Annotated in this window: 25 protein-coding genes; 10 read left to right on the forward strand and 15 right to left on the reverse strand. The window is 41.4% G+C overall.

Going from position 1 to position 24,691, the window contains the following annotated elements; translation table 11 throughout:
* Positions 1-38 precede the first annotated feature (38 nt).
* Both DI060_RS09265 and ilvD read left to right on the forward strand, forming a co-directional pair.
* A complete protein-coding gene (locus DI060_RS09265; RefSeq protein ID WP_108976089.1) occupies positions 39-323 on the forward strand; it encodes a helix-hairpin-helix domain-containing protein in 285 nt (94 codons plus the stop codon).
* Between the two features lie 95 nt (positions 324-418).
* Positions 419-2,098 carry a dihydroxy-acid dehydratase gene (ilvD, locus tag DI060_RS09270; protein ID WP_108976091.1) on the forward strand — a complete coding sequence of 560 codons (1,680 nt, stop codon included), beginning with the start codon at positions 419-421 and terminating at the stop codon, positions 2,096-2,098.
* Here the strand turns inward: ilvD and DI060_RS09275 are convergent.
* From DI060_RS09275 to DI060_RS09305, 7 genes are all read right to left on the reverse strand, one after another.
* Positions 2,095-2,796: a phosphate signaling complex PhoU family protein gene (locus DI060_RS09275; RefSeq protein WP_209452025.1), complete on the reverse strand. Its 702-nt coding sequence runs from the start codon at positions 2,794-2,796 to the stop codon at positions 2,095-2,097. The two genes, ilvD and DI060_RS09275, sit on opposite strands and share 4 nt — an antisense overlap.
* A gap of 11 nt (positions 2,797-2,807) precedes the next feature.
* Positions 2,808-3,293, reverse strand: coding sequence for a chemotaxis protein CheW (locus DI060_RS09280; RefSeq protein ID WP_108976093.1), 486 nt, complete (start codon positions 3,291-3,293; stop codon positions 2,808-2,810).
* 22 nt (positions 3,294-3,315) lie between these two features.
* On the reverse strand, positions 3,316-4,047 hold the full coding sequence (locus DI060_RS09285; RefSeq protein WP_108976095.1) for a hypothetical protein: 732 nt from the start codon (positions 4,045-4,047) through the stop codon (positions 3,316-3,318).
* Between the two features lie 168 nt (positions 4,048-4,215).
* Positions 4,216-5,283 (reverse strand): mannose-1-phosphate guanylyltransferase, encoded by a 1,068-nt coding sequence (locus DI060_RS09290; protein ID WP_108976097.1) that lies wholly within the window; start codon positions 5,281-5,283, stop codon positions 4,216-4,218.
* Between the two features lie 66 nt (positions 5,284-5,349).
* The gene (hfq, locus tag DI060_RS09295; protein WP_108976099.1) at positions 5,350-5,595 is read right to left on the reverse strand and encodes an RNA chaperone Hfq; all 246 of its coding nucleotides are present in this window, start codon (positions 5,593-5,595) and stop codon (positions 5,350-5,352) included.
* An 18-nt stretch (positions 5,596-5,613) separates the two neighbouring features.
* Entirely contained in the window at positions 5,614-6,519 is a 906-nt protein-coding gene (miaA, locus tag DI060_RS09300; protein WP_244594338.1) for a tRNA (adenosine(37)-N6)-dimethylallyltransferase MiaA, read from the reverse strand.
* 14 nt (positions 6,520-6,533) lie between these two features.
* Positions 6,534-7,013 (reverse strand): FYDLN acid domain-containing protein, encoded by a 480-nt coding sequence (locus DI060_RS09305; RefSeq protein ID WP_108976101.1) that lies wholly within the window; start codon positions 7,011-7,013, stop codon positions 6,534-6,536.
* A gap of 104 nt (positions 7,014-7,117) precedes the next feature.
* On the opposite strand from DI060_RS09305, the gene DI060_RS09310 reads away from it, so the two are divergent.
* A complete protein-coding gene (locus DI060_RS09310) occupies positions 7,118-7,879 on the forward strand; it encodes a pyridoxine 5'-phosphate synthase (protein WP_108976103.1) in 762 nt (253 codons plus the stop codon).
* On the opposite strand, the gene DI060_RS09315 is transcribed toward DI060_RS09310, so the two are convergent.
* Positions 7,854-8,780, reverse strand: a complete 927-nt coding sequence (locus tag DI060_RS09315; protein ID WP_108976105.1) for a tetratricopeptide repeat protein — start codon at positions 8,778-8,780, stop codon at positions 7,854-7,856. The genes DI060_RS09310 and DI060_RS09315 overlap by 26 nt on opposite strands.
* Positions 8,781-8,898: 118 nt before the next feature.
* Between DI060_RS09315 and DI060_RS09320 the strand changes: the two genes are divergently transcribed.
* Complete coding sequence (locus DI060_RS09320) at positions 8,899-10,743, forward strand: S41 family peptidase (protein WP_108976344.1); 1,845 nt, start codon at positions 8,899-8,901, stop codon at positions 10,741-10,743.
* The gene (nadB, locus tag DI060_RS09325; RefSeq protein ID WP_108976108.1) at positions 10,740-12,341 is read left to right on the forward strand and encodes an L-aspartate oxidase; all 1,602 of its coding nucleotides are present in this window, start codon (positions 10,740-10,742) and stop codon (positions 12,339-12,341) included. The genes DI060_RS09320 and nadB overlap by 4 nt, the downstream gene beginning before the upstream one ends.
* On the opposite strand, the gene DI060_RS09330 is transcribed toward nadB, so the two are convergent.
* Complete coding sequence (locus tag DI060_RS09330; protein WP_108976110.1) at positions 12,338-13,261, reverse strand: hypothetical protein; 924 nt, start codon at positions 13,259-13,261, stop codon at positions 12,338-12,340. The two genes, nadB and DI060_RS09330, sit on opposite strands and share 4 nt — an antisense overlap.
* 138 nt (positions 13,262-13,399) lie before the next feature.
* Here DI060_RS09330 and DI060_RS09335 point away from each other — a divergent pair, with 138 nt between their 5' ends.
* Together DI060_RS09335 and DI060_RS09340 are read left to right on the forward strand one after the other, a co-directional pair.
* Complete coding sequence (locus DI060_RS09335; RefSeq protein WP_108976345.1) at positions 13,400-13,705, forward strand: DUF805 domain-containing protein; 306 nt, start codon at positions 13,400-13,402, stop codon at positions 13,703-13,705.
* Positions 13,706-13,832: 127 nt separating this feature from the next.
* The gene (locus DI060_RS09340; protein ID WP_108976112.1) at positions 13,833-14,699 is read left to right on the forward strand and encodes a DUF4349 domain-containing protein; all 867 of its coding nucleotides are present in this window, start codon (positions 13,833-13,835) and stop codon (positions 14,697-14,699) included.
* Here DI060_RS09340 and DI060_RS09345 read toward each other — a convergent pair.
* A complete protein-coding gene (locus DI060_RS09345; RefSeq protein WP_108976114.1) occupies positions 14,696-16,093 on the reverse strand; it encodes an MATE family efflux transporter in 1,398 nt (465 codons plus the stop codon). The genes DI060_RS09340 and DI060_RS09345 overlap by 4 nt on opposite strands.
* Positions 16,094-16,213: 120 nt before the next feature.
* Positions 16,214-17,146, reverse strand: coding sequence for a TPM domain-containing protein (locus tag DI060_RS09350; protein WP_108976117.1), 933 nt, complete (start codon positions 17,144-17,146; stop codon positions 16,214-16,216).
* Between the two features lie 47 nt (positions 17,147-17,193).
* Here DI060_RS09350 and DI060_RS09355 point away from each other — a divergent pair, with 47 nt between their 5' ends.
* Entirely contained in the window at positions 17,194-18,366 is a 1,173-nt protein-coding gene (locus tag DI060_RS09355; protein WP_108976119.1) for a hypothetical protein, read from the forward strand.
* Here the strand turns inward: DI060_RS09355 and DI060_RS09360 are convergent.
* Both DI060_RS09360 and DI060_RS09365 read right to left on the reverse strand, forming a co-directional pair.
* The gene (locus tag DI060_RS09360) at positions 18,358-19,233 is read right to left on the reverse strand and encodes a hypothetical protein (protein WP_108976121.1); all 876 of its coding nucleotides are present in this window, start codon (positions 19,231-19,233) and stop codon (positions 18,358-18,360) included. The genes DI060_RS09355 and DI060_RS09360 overlap by 9 nt on opposite strands.
* A gap of 112 nt (positions 19,234-19,345) precedes the next feature.
* Positions 19,346-19,981 (reverse strand): hypothetical protein, encoded by a 636-nt coding sequence (locus DI060_RS09365; protein WP_108976123.1) that lies wholly within the window; start codon positions 19,979-19,981, stop codon positions 19,346-19,348.
* Between the two features lie 174 nt (positions 19,982-20,155).
* Here DI060_RS09365 and katG point away from each other — a divergent pair, with 174 nt between their 5' ends.
* Both katG and DI060_RS09375 read left to right on the forward strand, forming a co-directional pair.
* A complete protein-coding gene (gene katG, locus DI060_RS09370) occupies positions 20,156-22,369 on the forward strand; it encodes a catalase/peroxidase HPI (RefSeq protein ID WP_108976125.1) in 2,214 nt (737 codons plus the stop codon).
* Positions 22,370-22,375: 6 nt separating this feature from the next.
* The gene (locus DI060_RS09375) at positions 22,376-22,723 is read left to right on the forward strand and encodes a high-potential iron-sulfur protein (protein ID WP_108976127.1); all 348 of its coding nucleotides are present in this window, start codon (positions 22,376-22,378) and stop codon (positions 22,721-22,723) included.
* Between the two features lie 80 nt (positions 22,724-22,803).
* On the opposite strand, the gene DI060_RS09380 is transcribed toward DI060_RS09375, so the two are convergent.
* Entirely contained in the window at positions 22,804-24,105 is a 1,302-nt protein-coding gene (locus DI060_RS09380) for a hypothetical protein (RefSeq protein ID WP_108976129.1), read from the reverse strand.
* Entirely contained in the window at positions 24,102-24,530 is a 429-nt protein-coding gene (locus tag DI060_RS09385) for a DoxX family protein (protein ID WP_108976131.1), read from the reverse strand. The genes DI060_RS09380 and DI060_RS09385 overlap by 4 nt, the downstream gene beginning before the upstream one ends.
* Positions 24,531-24,691: the final 161 nt, after the last annotated feature.

A 24,691-nucleotide genomic window follows, 5' to 3' on the forward strand; every position in this document is an offset into this window, starting at 1 on the left:
CCCTTTTCCAATTGGGTCTAAGGTAAGAGAGGAGCCAAATGCCAAAGCAAACCAAATCAGATTTGCTAGAAATTCCAGGGATTGGGCAGACCTTTGCCAAAGATTTTGCCCGCATCAAGGTTCTCTCCCAGGCCGACTTGGTCCACGCAAAGGCAGAAGCGCTTTTTGCAAAATTAGAAAAAGCCAATGCAAAAGTGAATCATAAGACGAGTCAGAATTATTTGTATGTGCTTAGAATGGCAATTTACTATGCCGAAGGTGGAAGGGACACATCCAAATTGAAATGGCATTATTGGAAAAACCCTGAAACTCCTAAGCCCTGATCCTATTTTTTTCTAAGATATCGCTTAGCGATTTGATTTTTTCTTTTCTTACGAGCTTCCCAGCAAAGACTATCATCCATACCTAAGGATTCTCCATGAATTTAAATAAATATAGCAAAGTACTAACACAAGATGATAGCCTCCCAGCCTCACAGGCCATGATCATCGGGTCCGGAGTTCCATATGAAGATTTAAGCAAACCTTTTATTGGTGTAGGGAGTACAGGCTTTGACGGCAATCCATGTAACATGCATTTAACGAGCCTTTCTGCCCTTCAGAAAAAAAGCGTACAAGATACCAAAAAAATGGTCGGTCTTCTTTTTAATACCATTGGGGTGAGTGACGGAATCACAAATGGAAATGATGGCATGAGATATTCTTTGCCTTCGCGCGAAATCATTGCGGACTCCATCGAAACCATTGCTGGCGCACATTTTTATGATGGAATCCTGTTCACAGCTGGTTGCGACAAAAATATGCCTGGTGCAATTATGGCAATGGCTAGGCTCAACCGACCATCCATCATGGTGTATGGTGGAACAATCAATGGTGGTCATTACCAAGGCGAGAAACTCAATATTGTATCTGCCTTTGAAGCCTATGGCAAAAAGATCAATGGTAAAATCTCAGAAGAAGACTTTCGGGAAGTGATCAAAAACTCATGCCCCGGTCCTGGAGCCTGCGGAGGTATGTATACTGCCAATACCATGGCAACCGCTATTGAAGCTATGGGCATGAGCCTTCCCTATAGTTCCTCAGCTCCAGCCCGAAGCCAGGAGAAAAAAAATGAATGTGCTACCATTGGAGACTTCATTTACCGACTACTGGAAAAAGACATCAAACCATCGGATATCATTACACCCGCATCCGTACACAATGCACTAAGAATCATCACCATTTTAGGTGGATCCACAAATGCGGCACTGCATATGATAGCCATCGCACGCACTATGGGAGTACCTCTCGACTTAAATATGATCCAAAAAGTAACGGATACAACTCCACTCCTTGCAGACATGAAACCAAGCGGTAAGTATTTAATGGAGGACCTGTTCGCTATAGGTGGAGTGCCTGCCATCTTAAAGTTTTTATTGAAAGAAGGCATGATCGATGGCAACTGCCTAACCGTAACAGGCAGAACATTAGGAGAAAACATCGAAGGATTGCCAGGTCTTCCTGGCGAACAAGACCTCCTCCGACCTGTCTCAAACCCGATCAAAAAAGAGGGACATATTCAAGTTCTCTATGGCAATATCGCCAAACAAGGTGCCGTTGCAAAGATCACAGGCCATGAAGGAGAAACCTTTGAAGGCCAAGCGATCTGCTTTGATTCTGAAAAAGATGCCAACGAGGGCATTCGCGATGGCAAAGTCAAACCAGGACATGTGGTCGTGATTCGGTATGTAGGGCCTAAGGGTGGTCCTGGTATGCCCGAAATGTTAAAGCCTACATCCGCCATCATCGGAGCTGGTTTAGGGAATTCAGTTGCTCTCATCACAGATGGTAGGTTCTCAGGAGGAACACATGGTTTTGTTGTGGGCCATATTACTCCTGAAGCTATGGAAGGAGGAGAGATCGCTCTCATTGAAGATGGAGATACCATCTTCATCGATGCAAAAACCAACCAACTACTCGTAAGGGTAAGTGAAGAGGTCCTAGCTGAGAGAAAGAAACAATGGAAAAAGCCTGCTTATCGAGTCAAGTCAGGCTATCTCTGGAAGTACATCCAGAATGTAAGGGATGCAAGTACAGGCTGCCTCACAGACAGGGATTAAACTTTGGGTGGTTTTGCGTTCTCTAAATGGCGAATGTCTTTACCTGTGTTGAGCCGCACCAATTCCTCAGCGACGTTTACCGCATAATCGCCTAATCGCTCTAAGGCTAAAATGATTCGGTAGACGTCGGCGAATTCGGTTTTGTTCATTTCTGACTCTCGGTATTTTTTAAACGCTTCATCGCAGAGACCATTTAATTCATCTTCAATGGTATTTACACTACCCATAAATCTTTCTTTTTCTTCGACGAGAGACTCAACGGCCATACCAGCCAAAGTTGTGACTCGAGAGAGGATGAGTCCCATCGGTTCTTCTTTTTTGAAGATGCCTGGCCGAATGGTTTTATAACGAAATACCTCTGCACAGTTCACCACCTGGTCACCCATTCTCTCCATATTTCTTGTTATGCGAATGGCGGAGAGGGCAAATCGCAAAGGATCTTTTTTCAGGACGATTTCATTGTCAACATCACCCATTCCTAAGATGTTACGATTTGTGATCGCTTCTAAAATCGCAATTTGGGAAAGATTGTCATTTTCCTTTTCGAGTTCGTCTATCATATCGTCTCGATCCACAATCTCGTTTGCTAGGGCATAATCATCATTTTCTAAAGCGTCACCTAACATAATCACCTGCTCGAGAACGAGTTCCGCCATCGAGTAGAGATTTTTTCTGAGATAATAAAACTTTGATATGATCATAGCTTTACTTAAGTAACAGCTGTGAGCTCAGATATTTCTTCAACAGTGAGAATTTTTTCTATATCGATTAGAATAATGAATCGATTGTCTTTTTTACCGACACCCGTAATGTACCGTGAGGAGATGCCTTTGACAGAAGGTGGTGGAGGGTCTACCTGGTTCTGTGGAAAATGAACCACGTGTGATACTTTGTCAACAATGACGCCTACAGATTTGCCTTGGATGTGAATGACAATGGCTCGTTCTGCCTGTTCAGAGGTGTTCGCATTTTTAATATTCAATCTTTTGGTGAGGTCAATCATCCGCACAACTTTGCCACGAATGTCCATAATCCCTGCAAAATAACTTTTGGATTGAGGAATCCGGATTAAATTGCTAATCTTTACGATCTCCTCTACGATAGTGATGGGAATCGCATATTCTTCCTCACCTAGATTGAAGATGATGTATTGCTCATGTATGTATTGATTGCTACTTGTTTGGTCTTTTGCCATAAACTTCTAAGAGGCCTACGTTCTAGAAGTAGACGTAGCCAGTATAGAAGAAATATGATCCTAGCGAAAGAAATGACAACACTTTTGTCATAAGCACAGAACGTTTTCTAACAAGAAAGTCGAGAAGTCCTGCCAACATTCCAAAGGATGCTAAACTGAAGCCCAAAATGACATAATCATAATACGCATAGTAAACGACTCCGCAAAGTCCCAAACCAAGGCAAATATCCTGGACATCCCCCCAGAAGCGCCTCTTAAAGCGTTCCCAGCGTGTCCCTCGGGACAACCTCGCCTCTCTCCGTTTCCTCCTCCACCTCTGGAACCTTGTCTCCCGTATGATCCCAAAAATGGAATCATACTTCGTGCTGAAGGGCTCACCAAATCCCTTCTCCTCCCAGGACTTGCGCTCAGATTGGTTTTCTGCTTGGGGGGGATAAATTTCATAACAGCCTCCGATGGAGGCGAGCATATCTTTGTCAGGCAAGAGAGAAAAAAACTCTCGGAATGGCCAAATCTTACGGAACACTGGGTATACGCGTCCCGCTGTCATGTCCTTTTCTTGCATGACGACACCATTGCGGATGGTGCTGTTATAGATGCGACCGCGCTCTGCTTTGATTTCAGCGCTGAGTCTAACTAACCTTTCGTGGAAATTGAATTCGGCTTCCAGAACATCCCCTAGAGGTGTTTCCATCGTAAATGATCGGATGAAACCAGGGGTGCGGGGTTTCTGCTTCCTCCAGATTTGCTTCATAGCAAATCTATCGGAGGAATGAGAAAGTCACTGAAGGAAGATTATTTCTTCTTTTTGTGTCGGTTGGCTCTTCTTTTTTTCTTACGTTTGTGTGTGGCGATTTTTCTGCGCTTTCTCTTCTTTCCGGAAGGCATTCCTTCCTCCTTTCTTCACGTTTAAGTCAAAATTCTAATCGAGGTACTTTTGTAAAACTTTATTTTTCCGTATGGAAGCCAACATCGACTTGATGTCGTTGATGCTTGCACGAGAGGCTACAAAGAGAACGTCGGGTTCCTCTACGACGATCAAATCTTGCACCCCTAAAAAAGCAATGAGGTCTTTTTGTACGGAAGAGATATTTCCCTTTGCTTTGTGGTAAAAAACTTCTTTTCCTTGGTGGTGGTTCCCTTGGTTTTCCGGAAGAATCCTTTCCAATGAGAGCCAAGAACCCACATCATCCCATTGGAAACTAGCCTCTACCATTCGAATCTTTGTGCTCTTTTCCATGATGGCCGTGTCAATGGCTTCGCTTGGCAAGAGGGCAAAGGCAGTCTTCAAATCTCCAAAATTTTTAAAGGGAAAACGCGAGGCTAATGGCTGTAATATGTTAGGGGAATGCTTTTGAAACTCTTCTAAAATTGTCTCTACTCGGAAGATAAAAATTCCAGGATTCCAATAGAAGTTTTTCTTTTTAATGTATTTTAAGGCAGTTTTATAGTCCGGTTTTTCAAAAAACCCTTTTACCAAAAACCCAGCTTCTGTTGCCTTTCCTGCGCTGATATATCCATAACCGATCTCTGGACGGTTCGGTTTTATGCCGAGCAAAACCATTCCATGTTCTGTTTCATATAAGGCTTGTTTTATGGTATTTGTAAATTCTTTGATCGGGTCAATGAAAGCATCTGCAGATAGTACAACCAAATTGGGGTTGCCAAATTTTTTTTGGAAATAAAGCGCTGAAAGGGCAATGATAGGTGCAGTATTTTTACCCTCAGGTTCAATGATAAAATTGTTAGCAGGGAACTTGGGGTCCTTTTTTAAGATTTCTTGTTTGAGGTTTGCGTTGGTACCGATAAAGATCCGATCCATGCTTGTGATCGTCAGAGCCCGGTCTATGGTTTCTCGGAGTAAGGTCTTGGAGGAATAGACTTTTTGCAATTGTTTAGGCGAGTTGGTTCGGGAACGGGGCCAAAATCTCTCCCCTTTTCCCCCCGCCATGATGAGAACCACTGGTTGTTCTTTGATTAGCTTTGCCATAAATTCTGGGCTTAGGGACAGATTTCTAAACCCGAGCAGAACGAAAACTAGAAAAGGATGTCCCTATTAGGTCCCTTCTTTGCCAGATTCCTCGGAATGCAATTTGATAGGCTTTCCTGGAATGATGGTGGAGATGGCGTGTTTGTATACCAGGTTCTGTTTGTTATCATTTTCCAAAATGATGGTAAAGTTATCAAAACTTACGACTTTGCCTTTGAGAGGTACTCCATTTAACAAATAAATTGTGAGATCGATTTTTTCTTTGCGAGCAGTATTGAGAAGTTGGTCTTGGATATTGTTTTTTGCAGACATATGGGTCCCGAGTCTTTTCTATATTTTTTCTATATTTTTCCATTCAGAGAAAACATCTTCCCAGCGATTGGCTTGGAGGAGCGGGTCCTTACGAAACCAGGTGATCTGCCTTTTGGCATAATTTCGATGAGCCTGCGCCAATGATTCTATGAATGCATTAGTGTCAATGGCTCCTTGCAAGAAATCAAGCGCAAAATTATAACCCAGGGAACGAAGGCCTGGGCAGTCTGCTCCGAACTGTTCTGCTACACGCATTGTCTCATCCAACATACCTTCGTAAATTCCTAGTACACGCTTTCCTATGCGCCGATAGAGCTCTTCTCTCGGCCAATCCAGCCAATAGCCCTGGATTTTCAAGCCAGGATTCTCTTCTAAAAATCCTCCAACAGTTTGTTTGGAAACTTCCGACCACCGTGCTCCCGTTAAGACCACTTCCAAGATCCGCTTCAATCGGTAATGGTCGCTTGTCTGGATTTCGGAGAGAGCAATAGGATCCTTTTCTCGCAGATAGTGAATGGCTTCCGCATAATCCATGTTCTTTGCAATTTCTTTGGTCTCTTCTGGTATTTTGGGAACGGGAAACATACCTTGTAAAAAAGCCCTTAGGTAAAAACCGCTGCCTGTGACCAGTATAGGTATTTTCCCTTTGTCGAAGATCGTCTGGACAGCTTTTTTTGCGAGAATCGAATAATCGCCCGCATTCATTGTATCTGTGGGTGGTATACATTGGACCAGATGGTGCGGCATTTGGACAAGCTCGTCTTCTGTGGGACAAGTTGTCCCAATGGATAATTCCTGGTAGATTTGGCGAGAATCGAAAGAGACGACTTCGAATATTTGCGGATTGAGAGAACAGACGAGGGAAGTTTTACCAGAGCCCGTAGGCCCTGCTAATACTAACATTTGTTTTTGGAGGCGATACATAGAGGAACAGAAATCTATTCTTCTTCTGCGACTTCTTCCTCCTCCTCAGTATCTTCAATCTCTTCTGCATCTTCTAAAATTTCGTCTTCATCAATGACTGGCTCTTCCTCTTCTTCAACCTCATATTCGCTCTGTCTCAGAGCAGCTAATCGAGATTTGATGGCAGGTTTTGCTAACTGGTCTGCACCACATTTCGGGCATTTCTTTTCAGGTTTATTCAGATCGTAGAATTTTGTACCACAAGAATAACAACTGAACTTTTTACCTAGAGGATTGGAAGAGTGCTCGCCTTTTTCCTTGGCTGTCGGTTTTGACTTAGAGGGAGCGGGAGCTGCAGGTGCTGGCTTTGCCTTACCCACGGGTGCTTTTGGAGAAGCCTTTGGCTTTTCTTCTTTTTTGGCGGCGGTTTTGGTTGGTTTGGAAGGTTTTTCCTTGGAAGGAGCCTTTTTTTTCGCCGATGGAACAGATTTTTTCGATGCTTTCTTTGCTACCATAGGAGTAATTTAACGATCTTTTGAGACCCCCACCTTCAGACAACCTTTTTGAAATTTGACGTTTTTCTCCTGGCATAAAATAATAGGAAAGTATTTTTTTTATTATGACACAATTAAGTGTAAATGTGAATAAAATCGCCACTTTGCGCAATTCGCGTGGGGGGGGAATTCCCAATGTCATCTCGTTTTGCCAACTGATCTTAGATTTAGGCGCACATGGTATTACCATTCATCCGAGAGAAGATGAAAGGCATATTACCAAAAAGGATGTTTTCGAGATTGCTTCCTTTTTAAAACAATACAATACAAATCGTACGGAAAAGAAAGAACTGAATATCGAGGGAGAGCCTAGCAAACGCTTTATGGAGCTCGTTTTGGCAGTAGAACCTGACCAGGCGACATTGGTGCCGGTCACACCTGGTGAAATCACATCCGACCATGGCTTCAACCTCTTTCATCCGGGAGAGCGAGATTTGGTAGCGGAATGCACCCAAGCACTCAAACAAAAGTCCATCCGTGTTTCTTTGTTTATGGAATCTGATCCTCAAGGCTACGAGATCGCCAAGGACCTTGGAGCTGATCGCATAGAATTGTATACGGGACCCTTTGCCCATGCCTGTGACCAGTCCTTGGAATCAGGGAAGGTTTTCTTTAAAGAATACGAAACTGCCGCAAAACGAGCCAACGAACTAGGATTAGGTGTGAATGCAGGGCATGATTTGGATACAAACAACCTTCAAATCTTTGCCAAACTCCCCCACCTGGCGGAAGTCTCTATCGGACACCGCCTAATGGCACAAGCGTTGCGAGATGGTATGAAACAAACAATAGAAGATTATCTCAAAGTTCTTTCGCAAGGACACTAATTCGTGCAAAACTTGGGTCTTGTTCTATGAGTAGTTTCGCTGCTCTTTCCAAAGCCAAAGCAAGGTTTGCTTCTAGACCTCCCTTCTTTTTTGCTTGTTGGATCTCGTAGGTAAAGGACTTGAGATGTATTCTTGCCTGTTCTACGTCCCCAGTTTTAGCTGCTGATTTGACCTTCTTCCAATGCTCCGTTAGCGGCTTGCTATTGCTTGGGTTCTCATCTGCTTCCTCCCCTTTGTGGTAGGCGCGAGTGTCCCAAACCTTGGACCAAGGGTCGGCTTTGGTCCTATCATCAGCAAGCCTGTCCGCATAACGAATGGGATTGTGTTTAGCAAATGCGGAGATTTGGGATTTCTCCTCCTCATTTAACAATGAAAAACAAGAGGATACCACACCACGCCTGAGCATATCTTTCGTTAGATGACCTAACTTTGCCAACTCTAAAAACCTAGGGAATAGAAACTCACGTTTTGTCTCAGTTTGGCAAGCTTCTATAAGTGAGGAGTATGTAGCAAGTACCGTGGCTTCTTCGCCTTTCGCTTTGAGGTCCTCCAAATTATTGGATTTTTCTGCAGAGAGCCTGAGCATGTTTTTGTAGAGTGTGTCGTTTGGATTTTTTTCCAGTGCCTTTTGGAACGCCGTGTAACTTTCAAGAAAATTCCCTCGTTTGTATTCTACAAGGCCTAGGGAATAACAAATGAATCCATCATCGGTATCTTGGTTTCGACAAGTGTATCGCAAGCGAGACATTGCATTTTCCCGAGTTTCACCGCCGTCCCAAATTTCTAAAAGAACTTCATCGAGAAAGATAAGAGTATCAAGATGGTAAGGCTCTGATTTTGGGCTAGGTACTCTTCCCGAACAGTGAAATGCAACACTCAGAAAAGCAAAAAACCAGATCATTTTTTTCATGTCAAAATCTAGACTAAGAAGGAATAAGTGTCTGTCTTATATTTTTTATCTTGCCCTGCCTTTAAATTGAGATTTTTCTTACATTATCTTGATAAAATTGAGTGCCCCCTTGAAACGATTTTTATACCTTTCTTCCCTCTTTTTAATCTTAAGCTTCACCCTTCCAGCAGGGTTTATCTCCTGTGAACGTGAGGCCAAAAAAGCCCAAAAAAGGGTTACTGATTTTACAGACAGAGATTTTGAGCAAGTTGTGTCTTCCATCGACAGATACTACATTGACAAAAATATCAACAAAAACCGTGCCTTTACAGACGCCGCCGTTTTTGCTTTGATGAGTTTACCGCATCCTCTTTACCTTTACCCCGAATCCTATTACTCGGAACGAGAAAAATACGAAGACAAGGATGATATCTATCCTGGTAAAGAGTTTAAAATTTCGCCCTCCGATAAGTTTGTGATTTTTGATCCTGACTACGAACAAGTGGAAAAGATTCAAAAAGAAAAGCTAAAGAAAAATGAAAACAAAAAGCTGTCGGATGAAGAGTTAAAGAAGCTCATTGAAAAAGAAAAACTAAGAAAGTCAGTTATCGCAGCAAAATGGGAAGAAACAAATTTTTCAAAAAAGGACTTTGATCGTATCCTAGCCTACATCAGCGAAAATCTAAAAACCTACAAAGAGCCCGTCCTCAAATCACTCACCGAAATAGATGGAGAGTTAGACGAAGAGAGTGAGGAAGTTAAAAAAGAATTTAGCATGGAACAGGTGTTCCTTGCTGCCGCCAATGGCTACTTAAATTCTCTAGACCCACACTCTAGCGTTTTCCTTAAAGAGATGTGGGAAGAGTCAATGGCAAAAATTTCTGATGGCTCCTTTGAAGGCATCGGCGCCATCCTCTCAGGTGGAGGAAATCGGGAAGTCATCGTGGAAAGCCCATTAGAGGGTAGCCCAGCTGTAAGGGCTGGAGTGCGCTCGGGAGATACCATTGTCGCAGTTGATAACAAACTCATCAAGGGATTGTCGCTGGATAAGGTTGTCAAAAAGATTAAAGGCAAAAAAGGAACAAAGGTTGTCCTGACAATTAAAAGAAAAGGAAACACAGCAAACTTAGATATCGAAGTTATCCGCGATAAGATTACGATCAAGAACGTATCCTACCACTTACTCAAAGAAAATCCGCAAATCGGTTATATTAAACTGACTGGATTTGTAAAAGCGGCTGGCGAAGAACCCGTTGAATCGGTGATCGTGAAAGGTTTGCGCAGCCTAGAAGAAGAAGCCAAAACCAACGGCAAAGAATTGAAGGCACTCGTTTTGGATCTACGAAACAATTCGGGTGGTTACCTAGATCTAGCTGTGGACATAGCAGATATGTTCATTACAAAAGGTCTCATCGTTTCCACAAAGATTCCAAACAAAGCAAGCTCTGAAGAATCCTATGCCACCAAAGAGGACATCACAAAACTACCGCTAGTTGTTTTAATCAACGCAAAATCAGCCTCTGCTTCTGAAATTGTTGCAAGTGCGATCCAACACCACGGTCGCGGTTTGTTATTAGGAGAGAGGACATTTGGTAAAGCGACGGTCCAAAGATTGATCGATCCCCTTCCTGGCAATGACGACTATGTTCTTAAACTCACCAATTCGCGTTACTACTCTCCATCAGGCAAAACCATACAAGTTGTGGGTGTGAGCCCGGATATTGAAGTATCAGAAGAAGCAGATGGAGGCTTTCCTTTCCGTTACCGAGAGGAAGATATGTGGAACCATTTGCCAAAGATTCCATATGATGGTCAGGTGAAATCTCGATTCAACATAGAAGCCATCAATGCCTATGTAAAAAAGAATGGTAAGGCAGAGGCCTACCTAAAGCAACACTCAAATGATGCGATCAAACCAGATTATATGTTAGTGAGGGCAGTTGATTACATCGAAGGTTTTTTAAATACCAAGTGACCCGGATCACGACAGATTTTTTGATCATTGGGAGCGGAGTCAGTGGGCTCTTCAGTGCACTGAAACTTGCTCCTCTTGGTGAAGTTGTAGTCGTTACCAAAAAAGCTGACTACGAATCCAATACCAATTATGCCCAAGGTGGCATTGCCTCTGTCTTTGATGATAAGGATAAATTTGAGGAGCATATACAAGATACCCTCAGTGCTGGAGCAGGTCTATGTGATCCAGAAGCAGTCCGTGTTCTCGTAGAAGAAGGCCCAACAAGGGTTCGTGAATTATTGGAAATAGGAGTCCCTTTTACAAGGGACGAATCGGGCAATCTCGATCTTAGCCGAGAAGGTGGCCATAGCAAAAACCGCATCGTCCATTCACACGATAGAACTGGAAGTGCAGTCGAAAAAGCCCTATTGGATGCAGTACACGCAAATTCAAATATTCGTATATTAGAAAACCATGCTTGTGTAGACTTGATGACAAGGCACCATTTAAAAAATAAGGAAGGTTTACCCCTTCGTTGTTATGGGGCCTACATTGTAGATACTGAAACAAGCGAAGTCTTTCCCGTCATTGCCAAAAAAACCTTACTGGCTACTGGTGGTGCGGGACAAGTCTATTTGCACACTACAAATCCAAACATTGCTACAGGTGATGGTGTAGCCTCAGCTTACCGTGCCGGCGCCATTATCAAAAACATGGAATTTTATCAATTTCATCCTACATCACTTTTCCATGAACAAGGAAACTCATTCTTAATTTCCGAAGCTGTGCGAGGTCATGGTGGGATTTTACGTGAAATGAATGGTAGACCTTTTATGAAAGATTACCATGAGATGGGAGAGCTTGCTCCACGTGATATTGTAGCAAGAGCGATCGATGATACAATGAAAAAGAGAGGTGAATCTTATGTGCTATTGGACATCACCCACAGACCTGCTAACGATATCAAAAGCCATTTTCCTTCGATTTATGAAAGATGTAAAAAATTGGGGATTGATATCACTACCGATCCTATTCCAGTTGTGCCAGCAGCACACTATATGTGTGGAGGTGTGGCTACCGATTTATTCGGACGGACCAATATCCAAGACCTGTATGCATGTGGGGAAACAACTTGTACGGGGGTACATGGAGGCAACCGCCTAGCATCCAACAGTCTTTTGGAGTGTTTGGTCTTCTCTCATAGAATCGCTATCGATATCCAAAACCAAGGAAAACTAGATTACCCTCAAGAAAGTAAGGAAATACCTGCATGGAATAAAGAGGGAACAACCAATACCGAGGAGTGGATCCTAATCTCACATAATTTAGGTGAGGTAAGGACGATCATGAGTAATTATGTGGGAATTGTGCGTTCCAATCTTAGATTGGAGAGGGCTCTACGTAGATTACAATTGATCTCAGAAGAAGTAAAAGACTACTACAATCGTACTACTGTTTCATTGGGTCTTTTGGAATTACGCAATTTAGTGAAGGTTGCTGATTTAATTGTACGATCTGCACTGATGCGAAAAGAAAGTAGAGGACTGCATTTTAGCACAGACTACAAAGAAGATAGAAGTCCGTCTAGAAAAGATACCGTTTTACACAATCTAAACTAAATACCTGAAACTTTCATTTCACCTGATTTTAAAAAGAAAGTGACTTTGAATTGGTATTCTTTCGTGTTTTTTTCATTCGTATAGTAGTGGTGGACACCTTTTAACTGATAGACTTCTCTGTCTCCCATTTGTTGCCGATCAAAGATTTCAATTTCGGCATCCGTATGAATGAAAGTGATTAAGATACAATAACGAATTAAAAAATCCAAAAGAACCTTAGTATCAGGAAACAAATTTGGATCATAATGTCCTATTGACTTTTCTTCTTTTGTCGCAATGTTTGTCACATTCAATCTATGCAATTCTGAAAAGTAGTTTTGGTTCACTACAATCTTTCCATCACTCGTATTCAAAAACAAAAATGCATTTCCATCGATTGCGGAAAGGCCTGGCAAACTAGGATCTACAGGCTTGACGATAAGGTTTTCTTCTTCTTGTTTCGATGTGGCACTCATTCCATTCCAAGGGTTCATTGATCGGTCAAGTTGGTAAAAGTTCATTAGATTCCTTGCATCTACCTTTTCATTTTTTTGCAGATGTTGGTTTAAATTTTTTTCAATTAATTTTGCCTCTTTGGATCCATACGGGAATACCGACTTCCAGTCAGCACCATTTCTTTGGTAAGATAAGGCACTGGTACCTTTGTTCCGAGGGAGATCTTCGCCCGAACTCTTAATCGTATCCATAAATTTTATCAAATTCTTATATTCACTTACGGAAAGGTAAACTGACCGAGGTTCACCTCCACTGTAGGTTCCACTGGAACTCATTGCTTCCGTGACTGGAATGTATTGTAGTATGTACTGGTTTTTTTGAGCGGAAATCCTATAAACATTTCCATTTCCATCGGAGTAGCGAAGTTCCTCAGCGAACAAATTGTAGCCAAGTAGTGACAAAACTAAGACAATAACAAGTCGCATAGATACCGCAGTTTCCTTTCTTAAAAATTATTGAGTTCTCTGAACAAAGAAAAGTTTTTTTTCCTTTACGAATGGATAAATTTCATTACCATACTGAAACGTCTTTGGCTTCAAAAGAAGCCAATCGAGGAAGTAAAGATGGTACAAGAAATTCAAGATTCAATCCAAACCTGTTTCAAAAAGTATGTTGATTTCAGTGGTAAAGCTGCAAGACCAGAATTCTGGTGGTTTGCTCTATTCACTTTTGTTGTGAGCAACATCCTCCAAGCCATTCACCCAATCGTTGGTGCTATATTCTCTCTTGGTACACTGTTGCCTTACCTTGGTGCTGCCGCGCGTCGATTGCGTGACACTGGAAGAAGCCCTTGGTGGTTGCTCATTGCCTTTACAGGTATTGGTGTTTTCGTTCTTATTTACTTTTGGGCACAAAAAGGCGAAACATAGGCCAAGTCTGGAAAAAACAGAAGTTTCCTTTGATAGAAGCTTCTGTTTTTTGAAAAGCCTGCAAGGCTCTCGGAAAAAAAATCTCCCCTACTTGTTAACATAAACAAGACCCCACTGGGAGAGAAATTTGAACTATAAACTTACAGTCATACTTTTATTATGTTTTTCTTTCGCATGTAAAGATTCCCAAGAACAAAGCAAAGATAAACCAGACTCTTCTGCAATGATGAAATCTGCTTCTGCTGTAGCCGACGAACGTTCGGAATTAGAAGAACGTTCCGAAGAAACAAAGAAAGCGATGGCGCCAGAAGAAAAACCACTGGGAGATCCGTTTTTACCCAATCTCAATGTGACGGATCGCTTACTAGAGTACAATGTAAACCTTACCTACCAATGCCACGATCTCGTTCTGACTCGGAAAGAATTGTTAAAGATCATCACAAAGTATGGATATCTTGAGAACAGCAATGCTTACAACGATAAGAATCCCTATATGAATCTAACCATCAAAGTCAATGCCACTAAATTGCATGAAATTCTTCTGGATTTGGACCAACTTGGTAGCTTACAGAATGAAGAAATCTCAGTGGTTGATCACACCGATGCGATGGTTTGGCAAAAAAGAAAAGTAAGTCGAGAGAAAGTCCGGCTGATAAGACGAGCAAAAGCACTCAACCAAACAAACTCCAGCCAAAGAAATTGGCCGGAAATAGAGGAAAGCATAGAACAATCCGAGGAAAATTTAGATCTATCCGAGCATGAAACTTGGCGCATCCTCGAAAAAGTCAAATGGGCCACCATCCAATTGCATTTTGTGAGCCCAAGGAATGTCGATGAAATTGAGGTCCCCATCTATAAAAACGCCCTGATTGGTATTCTCAATTTCACCTTGAGTTTGTTATACTATATGATTTGGATTCTTCCTTTTATCGGCTTTTTATTCTTATCCTATCTTGCATACGGAAGATTTAAAAAGATCCGAAAATCATCCTAATCAATGTTATCTTGTGGCTCAATCATCAAAAGGCTGAGCCATTTTTTACCCAAAAACCGAATCATGAAACTGAGTCCAAGAGAAAATACCATGGCCGTGAGAGCCCACCAGCTTACGAGGGGACTCAATTGAAAATGGTTCTTTCCGAAGTATACCAAACTGGCAGTTGTCCACATCAGACAATTTGATGTCAACATCACCCATACAGTGTCTCCTGCGCCTTTTAAGATCCCACTTAAGATATTGTAGGTGGAATCAAACAAAAAGTAGAGGCAAGAAATCAAAAGCATAGACTTTGCATACGAGTAAACAGCTGATTCTTTCCCACTCACATGTTCTGAGGCAAAGATTCTGACTAAATACTCATTTGCAGAAAGGTAAGTTAAGGTAATCATACTCGCATAGACCCATCCCATAATCAAAGCGGAATAGGCAATTTGCATGGCTTTTCTCTTATTTTGTTCTCCTAAGTATTTTCCAATCTGGCCAGATACAGCTTGTGAAATTCCTAACAAGGGAATGAAACAAACCATATCCCAGTTTAAGACTATCGTTGTGGCTGCCGCTATCTCACTTGAATACGAATACATCACCATTGTGAAGAACATAAACCCCATAACATTGATCATACCTTCAATGCCTGCGGGCAGTCCATACCTCAGTAGTTTCCAAAATAGAGGAAATTCAAATCTGGGTATGATTCCAGTTCGGTATTCCGTTCTATATTTTTTAGAATAGAAAACCGTGCATAAGACAAGATTTGGAATTAATCCAGATATAACAGTTGCTAATGCAGCACCTTCTATTCCCATTTTAGGAAACCCAAACTTTCCAAAGACGAGTAAGTAGGTCAAAGGAATATTGCAGAATAGTGCGCCTGATGCAGACCAGGTCACAATTTTAGAATTTCCAATTCCAATGAAAAAGCTAGCAAAACTCATCCGAAAGGACATGAGCAGAATGGAGAAAGAGAGAATGGAAAAATATGCGGATTCTCTTTCCAAAAGTAAGGGATCATGGTTAAAAAATGCAAAGAGTACGGGAGCTATCTTTTTGCTTAACAAAACGAATAACAGACCTAAAACCAAGGACAGAAAAAATCCCTGGTGTACGATCCGAATAGAATTCTCGATTTGTTTTGCTCCTCGGTATTGGCCGACAAGAGCAATGATTTGGCCTAGTGTCCCTACGATCAAAGTGCCAAAAACATATAAACTCAAACCCCCGCTAAGTGTCGCGGCAAGGTCCTCTTTGCTAAGTTTTGCGAGGAAATAACGATCGCAAAACACCATGGCTACATCTATGGCTTGAGAGATGAAAATTGGGAAGGCGATGGGCCATAACTCCAGTACGCCCTTCGTAAGTTCCCGAAGAGAGAAAGTAAATTGTAACATAAACGAATCCTTATAATGAATCTTGTGTTTGGTGAAAGAATGGATTTGTTTATATTACAGGCTCATGGGATTGTACCGATGATTGCCAGAAAATCAAAGGCGGTTTTTTTATCAAGCAAATCACCAGCTATCACTTGCGCCGCCGCCGCCAAAACTTCCGCCTCCTCCGCTGAAGCCACTATCGCCAGAAGAACTGTAGCCAGCGATACTGGTGTTAATACCACCTTCCGTATAATGCACATTATTTGTGATTTTGTCTGAAAGTATGACGATAGGTTTCCAGCGATCTCGAGTGAGTCGAACAAATATAAAGAGAATAAAATAAGTGATATTGCAAACGAGCCAGAATGTATAACCAAATAAAATCCAAGGGAATAGTAAGAAGAATATCCAAATAAAAATGAAATGTCGGATTCCATTAACTTCTTTGTGAAAAGCAAAAAGAAAGGCAAACATTCCAAGGATTAACATGACAAATGGACCTATTATGTACATAAAGAATCCAGCTTCTTCGGCTATCCCAGGATAAGTCTGGAAAATTTCTAACCAGCTTGGTTCGGGAGGAGATTCACCATTTTCTAGCACTTGGAATATTTCTTGCAACGCGAAGTCTATTCCTTCTTCATATCTTTGCTCTTTAAAGAATGGAATCACTCCATTGCGAAGTAGACGTTTGCAATAAACATCTGTTAATACGCCTTCGAGTCCATAACCAACTTCTATCCTAGCCTTTCGATCTTCTATAACAATGAGGAGCAAAATACCGTTATCTTCTTTGGACTGTCCCAACTTTGTTGTCTCGGCTACTTTGAGACTGTATTCTTCTAAGACTTCGCCATCCAGAGAGGGAATGATGTAGATTGCAATCTGGTCACTTCTCTCTTTTTCCCAAGCCGATAAAATTTCTTCCCAAGCCTGAATTTTTTCATTGCTTATGATCCCAACCTCATCCGTGACTCGGCTCTCAAGAGCACGGACATCACGAGCAGACAATGAAGAATCAAAGAAAAGGGAAAAAAGGTTAAGGCAAAGTATGAGTAAAAAAGCTCTCATATCCTAAGCATAGTTGACAAAAGGAAGGATTAAAGGATTTTTTTGGTGTGAAAGTTTCATTTTTTACGGATTCATTGCAAGCCATCCCAAACTCGCTCCCTTCCGGTCTCATTATTTTTTTTGTCATCTTTTGGATCTTTATTTCCTTGCTCGGGCTTTTACTCCGAAAGCATGAGGACATACGGTACTTTGGACTGTTCTTTAGCCTCATTTCCTTTCTACCTTTTAGTTTTCTATGCTACCAATCCAATCAAGAAAAGAGTGATTTTACTTATCGATTTGAACTCGAAACCAAAAACCAACTGGTAAGAGTGGGAGATTCTGTAGAAATCCTGGACTTAGAAATTCCCTTACAAGAATTCTATGCCTACCAAATCGTCTCCACCTCTACCTCAAAAAAATCCGGTCGAAGCTATTCAGACCAAATATTTATTAAACACAATTCAGGACTGAGGTTCCCTTTAGGAATCGAAGAAACAGTTTATGAGAGTAAGGACAAAGGGAATTTTAGCCGATTTGCAAAATTATCCAGATATCTACGCAAATACCAAAAAATCCATCAATTGCCAGTCTTAGATATGTTAGATGAACCCATGAAAGGGCTCTTGGTTCCTAGTCCCCTTCTCTCCTCCACTCCAGAGCGAAAACATAGCATCCCCAATCCACAATATCCCATCCATTGGAAGTACAAAGTCACTTTGTATCCGTTTTATTTTTTATTTTTCTTTTTCGTACCCGGTCATTTGGGTTTAGCTTTTCTCATCTTAAAGTTCAAAAGAAAGGAAACGGTTCTCTCACCAATTCTTTTCCTTTTACTCGGATATTTGGTGTCCGGATGTATCTACTACAAGTGGGTATGGGAAAAAAAGGACCTAGGATATAAACTGGATAAATCTGAGAGTACTTTTTATTTATATGAGACACGCAAAAACTCTCCTGACATACAAATTGCAAAGCTAGATACAAAAAATGATTTTGTTTATGAACTCGAAATACCAATGAAGCGAGTCACAGTTTTTACAAGTTCCTATTATAAATCTCTAAAACGTTTATATCGAAGTTTGCAAAGCGATACCATCGAGTCAGAAGATCCCCTGAATGTTATCCCGTCTCTATTCCAGGTGGATGAGATCCAAACTTGGGATTTTAGTGACCTTGCGATGGAAACAGTACTGCGCATTCTTGTAGACTGGAAGGAAGAAGAGCGTCTCTCATGGTGAATCAATCGATTGTGCCGTTGTTTCTATATCTATAGATGCGATTTCGAGATCCAGTTGGTATATTTGAATGGCGAATGGCACAGACTCGTGTTTCCTCAATCTTTCCTCTTGCAATGATTGGGAGAGGTAATAGATTGCTTTTCCTTTTTTATTTTTGCATAGAAGATGGAGCTCAACATACTTTAGATCAGTAGATCCTGTTTTGTTTGCCAGTCCTGTCACAAGCCAGTGTTCTTTTGTTTTTGTAATTTTTAATCCTTGAATCTCGGCACGATAGCTTTCTCTCTCCGCATAAACCCCGATAGACGCCGCCTCCATTCGATAGCTGGTATAGGGTTTTGACTCCATCCATAAAGCAACAAACATTGTCTCCTCATTGGGTTTTAAAAGAGGGGCGATACCATATCCCTCCACTGTGTGGATGATGTTTTCGGAAGTGCCGAGAAAAGATACGGTAATCGTTGGTCTTTCCACTACTTTCTCTTCTAAATTTTTGATCCGACCAACCACAAACAGGTTTCCGATGGAATCTTGGAATGCATCCGATGTGAGGATTTGGAATTTTCGGTATGTTTCTAATTCTACGTTTTGATTCTCTGCGGGGACTGGCAGATTCTTATCTGTCTCTAGAAAGAAAACATACTTAGTCGAGATGGCAATTGGGATCAGTAGCGAAAGAGCAAAAAGGAACTGTTTTTTGAGGGAAAGAGTCTGGTTCCCCTGCACTAAAGGACTTACTTTTGGCTGTGAAAAATTTCTCGCATCAATCTTACAAAAGCAATCACCACATCTAAATCGATTTTGTGATTCTTGGTAGATATTTTTACTGCCGCAGTCAGGGCAAACATCTGGTTTCCCTTGGTTCATATCTATAATTTTACATTTCTGTGCCAGAATGGTCAAGGAGAAGATAGGAGCAATCTAGTCTTGCTGCTTGCCAGGGAAAATGGAAACGAGAGTTTACAAATCCTTGTCAGTTTTAATTAAAGCCTCTCATTTGCTGGAGAATTTGTGCTATATCAACACTTGCATCAAATCCACCTTTTGTTTTCTTAGATTCTACTCCTTTTGAAAATTTATCCCATAGTTCTTTTAGGATAGGACTCGGTTCTGGTATCTCATCTCTATCTTGAATCGAATGCATATAGGCTCTCAATTGGTCAATGATCTGTTGGGTGTGTCTAGATAGAAACTGCAATATACGACCCAAGGTTTCATTTCCCGCATAATAGGAGTAAGTGGATGCGATTCCGTAGTATTTAGATGGAATTTTTAACAAAAATTGATATGATTGTTGGTCCAGAGCAATGTTTATCATCAAATGCTCGGCGTTGTACCTGGAAGTGGTCACGATAGGTGCATTCTGTCCTATGTACAAAGAATGCTTTCGGATGAGATCATATATTTCCTCAGGTGACTCGACAAGAAAGGTTTGTTCGACTTGTGTCCAATATTCCGAGTCCAACCTTCGTGCCACAAGGCCAGCTAAATAGACAGAAACTTCAGGGTGTAAACTTTGCCTCCTTTGTTGGAATAGAGTCTCCATTGCCAAAAGATGCTTCGGATATGTAGAAGACCACTGTCCTTTCGGATAGAAGGGAGATTGTCGTTCCATAAACCACCTACCAAATCTGGGAAGAGTATCGGACGAATTTCGATTTCTGCAAGTAGGTTTCTAAGGCCCACATTATGAAGGGGAAAAATTCAAATTTTTTATACTGATTCTAAATTTATTCTTGAATCTAATTTAGACTTATTCTAAATTTGTATCAAATTCAGGAGGCAACATATGAACCAGTCCTTTCCAGCGAAAGTGGGACTCTTAGCCCTCATGGCCCTGCTAAGCGTTCCCATATCCGCCCAAACCCAAGAAAAAACAAACCATCTCTTCTTTTGGCCAGAGAGGCTAGACCTAGCCCCTCTCCGCCAACACTCACCAGAATCAAACCCTTTGGGTAGACAGTATGAGTATGCAAAAGAATTCAAAACCGTCGACATCGCCAAACTCAAAGAAGAAATTAAGGCATTGATGACCACAAGCCAGGAGTGGTGGCCGTCTGATTATGGACACTATGGGCCTTTTTTCATTCGTATGGCTTGGCACAGTGCTGGAACCTATCGAACCTTAGATGGTCGTGGCGGAGCGGGTGGTGGCCAACAACGATTTGAACCACTCAACAGTTGGCCGGACAATGCAAACTTGGACAAGGCACGAAGGCTTTTATGGCCTATCAAAAAGAAATACGGAAAAAAAGTTTCTTGGGCAGATTTGATGGTATTAACAGGAAACGTGGCTTTGGAATCCATGGGATTTAAAACCTATGGATTTGCCGGAGGTAGGACCGATGATTGGGAAGCAGACATCGTGTATTGGGGACCAGAAAAGAAGTTCCTTGCCGACGAACGATACAAAGGCGATCGAAAGTTAGACAATCCATTAGCCGCCGTACAGATGGGTCTTATCTATGTAAATCCCGAAGGGCCAAACGGCAACCCTGATCCACTTCTTGCTGCAAAAGATATTAGAGAAACATTCGGTAGAATGGCAATGAACGATGAAGAGACTGTTGCTTTGATTGCCGGAGGACATACATTTGGTAAGGCTCACGGAAAGGCGGATCCTTCTAAACATGTAGGTGCTGAACCCGCTGCGGCTGGTATCGAAGAACAAGGCTTTGGCTGGAAAAACAGCTATAAAAAAGGAAACGCAGAAGATACCATAACCAGTGGTTTAGAAGGCGCATGGACCGCAAATCCAACAAAATGGACTACTCAATATCTGAACAATTTGTTCGGTTTTGAATGGGTGCAGACAAAAAGTCCTGCCGGTGCAATCCAATGGATTCCAAAAGATGGGGCAGCATCAAACATGGTACCTGATGCGCATGACAAAACACTTCGACATGCTCCTATCATGTTTACAACCGACTTGGCATTAAAATTTGATCCAAGTTACCAAGTAATCGCAAAACGATTCAAAGACAACCCCAAAGAGTTCGAACTGGCCTTTGCCAAAGCTTGGTTCAAATTGACTCATAGAGATATGGGACCACTTTCAAAATATATTTGGGAAAAAGAGCCGAAAGAAACTTTAATCTGGCAGGATCCAATTCCAAGCGTAGACCACAAACTCATCGGTGAAAAAGAAATCAAATCCTTGAAAGGAAAGATTTTAGGATCAGGCCTTACAATCCCTGAATTAGTGAGAACTGCTTGGGCAGCGGCGGCTTCCTTCCGAAGCACTGATATGCGTGGTGGTGCAAATGGTGGAAGGTTAAGACTTTCTCCACAGAGAGAGTGGACTGTAAACAATCCTGATGAATTGAAAAAGGTCTTAAAAGAACTTACTGAGATCCAGAGAGAGTTCAATGAGAGCGGAAAAAAAGTTTCATTGGCCGACGTGATTGTATTAGGTGGAGTTGCTGCCGTAGAAGAAGCCGCAAAAAAGGCTGGAGTAAAGGTAAGTGTTCCATTTACACCAGGACGTATGGATGCTTCACAAGAAAGTACTGATGTAAAATCATTTGCCGTTCTTGAACCAAAGGCAGATGCCTTCCGAAACTACTATGGAGATGGCAACTACCTATCACCCACAGAAGCACTTGTTGATCGAGCCAACATGTTGAGCTTAACAGTTCCCGAGATGACTGTGCTTGTAGGTGGCTTAAGAGCCTTAAATGCAAACTCTGCTAACTCAAAACACGGCGTTCTAACCCAAAGGCCGGGCGTCTTGAGCAATGATTTTTTTGTAAATCTTTTGGATATGTCCACAAAATGGCAGAAGTCTAGCGACAATGCCGCTGTATATGAAGGTATTGATCGAAAAACAGGTGCTAAAAAATGGTCAGCTACCTCTGTTGACTTGATTTTCGGTTCGCACTCCGAATTGAGATCCGTTGCTGAAGTATATGCTTCCGATGATGCAAAAGAAAAGTTTGTAAAAGACTTTGTCAATGCATGGAACAAAGTGATGATGTTAGATCGTTTTGATATCAAAAAGTAAGAAAAGATGAAACGAACTAACAGAAAAAGTTTTTTAAGAACAAGCCTCCTCTTAGGAGGAGGTTTGTTTTTCACAGGGAAAATCCTCTCTGAAATAAAAGAGAAGGCAGAGAATCCTGATACAATTCTAGACGAAAATGACCCAACACCGAACGCACTTGGGTTTCACCACGATGCATCCAAAACAGATTTTAGTTTGTATCCGGAAAGAAGGGCAAAGACACAAAAGGACAATATATGCAAGAATTGCCAACAATACCAAAGGGTAGATGAGCGATGGGGACGCTGTTCAATTATGGGAGCCAATCTAGTCTCCCAGTCTGGATGGTGTTCTGCCTTTACCAAAAAAATGTAATCAGGTGTCTGGATTTGTTTTATGGCCCAATGGCTAGGGAATATTCTATTTCACTTAACAAATCATTGGTGGAGAATTATTTAAAATTTTTGCGTATACCCTATCCCGATCCAAAACAAATGTCTTGGGATAGTTTGGTTCTGGTAAGAATCTTTTGCCAAGATTTTGAGTGGTTCTGCTAAACCACTTTGTTGGATCGCCATATACACTAGTTCATTTTGCAAACCATAAAGCTTTGATGGATCTGCTATACGACCATCCCTTTCACTAAGATTTGAAAAAGCAAAGTTATTTTGAGAGTTTTGGAAGTATGTTCTGTTGTTGTCATACAAATCAATGTCTGGACGGTATACATGGTTCAATGAGACAAAAAAATCCTGCCATATAAACTTCCAGTTGGTTGTTAGATCATTAAATCCTGATTTTTTGGAAGTGTTATTGTTCAACCACTGGTATCCCAAACTGCTCATCCATTCTAAAGATATGGGTTTGTCAGAAAAGAATGTGTGAGACAATGAAAAGGATGAGTATTGATTTCCATAGCCACCACCTACATCATAGGATGTTTGTGTAAAGGTTTGGATGGTTGGTTTTAAAGATTCACGAAGCCAGGGCAACTCCCACCAAATAAAAAATTCATTCCAGGTATATTTATTGGATCTATCATTTTTATAATACCACCAAGTTCCCACTGTGAAACTTCCAAACCTACCCGCCTCCATTTCATAGGCAAAGGTTGTAAACAACCCGTCAGATCTTTGCATCCCATTTTTTTCTGCGTAAGGTTTAACTCGGCTTGGATCAAGTGCACATGGATTTAAAAAAGCATTGTCAGGCAAAGCTTTATTGCATTTGTCCGTATATACATTGTTTGCTGGATCATAAAAGACAGAACTCCCCTGTGCATCTGGGCTAAAGTTTCCATTGGTCCATCGATCCTGCCATTGGTTTAGCTGCACAGGGAGTGCTCCTGGATAGGATTGTATTCGTTGGTCAGAATCTCGATCTGACCTACCTTTTAAGGCAATGTTTCCCTCGAGTTCAAAATAAAACCCATTTGTATGGGCCACCCTTGCAACGGGTACATAGGTATACGCTTGGGCAAAACTAGAATAGGGTGTATTGTTTCTTCGTGCAAGATAGTCGCCAGTAAAGCTCTGTCCTCTCCAAATAAAATCATTCACCACCTCATGGGTAACTTCTATACTGATAGTCTCCTCTTCTTTCTCTGCCTCTTCGGAAGAATTGATTTGGGTATCTTTTGCCTGTTTTGTGGTAATTTTCTTTGAATCTGGTTGTACCGCAGTTGGATTTTGTTTCGGTTCTGAAAATAGGCTTACGGAAAAGAAAAAAAGGAAAACTACGGTACGGAAGAAGATCATGATTTCGTTTTGCGTTTCTCCTTTAAGTAATGCAAAGCACCAGTGGACCAAAGAGCCCATAGAATCAAAACAGGTTGGAAAAACAAACGTATCAATCGTTTTTCATCAGTGTCCAAACCAAAGGCGCTGATGCCATTTGTATACTGAGAGATATTGCCAGGAAAGATCGCTACAAAGAATAATGCCAATAAAATTCCCACCTTAATTTGTTGTTTCACCCAAAAGAGCATAGACAGGCCAAGTGCGATTTCCACAAGTCCTGAGGATACTACCACAAAATCCATAAATGTTGGATCCGAAGGTAGCCACCTTGGTACCTGAGCTAAAAACTCCTGCCTTTGAAACGTTAGGTGGCCAATGCCTGCCAATGTCATAAAAGCACCTAATAGAATACGTAATGTTTTTTGAAAAATATTAGTTTCCATACTTTCTCCTATCTTCTTAGACAGAATGCATTGTCCTTACATGTAAGTTTTGTATTGAAGAGTATGTAAAATTTATCTAAAAATTCCCTTTCATAATTTGATTTGAAGAATAATGGAGTTTTACATTGACAAAACAAAAACATTTGCAATCGAAGAGTGAG

The sequence above is a fragment of the Leptospira ryugenii genome, from assembly GCF_003114855.1.
GTDB classification, from domain to species: Bacteria; Spirochaetota; Leptospiria; order Leptospirales; family Leptospiraceae; genus Leptospira_A; species Leptospira_A ryugenii.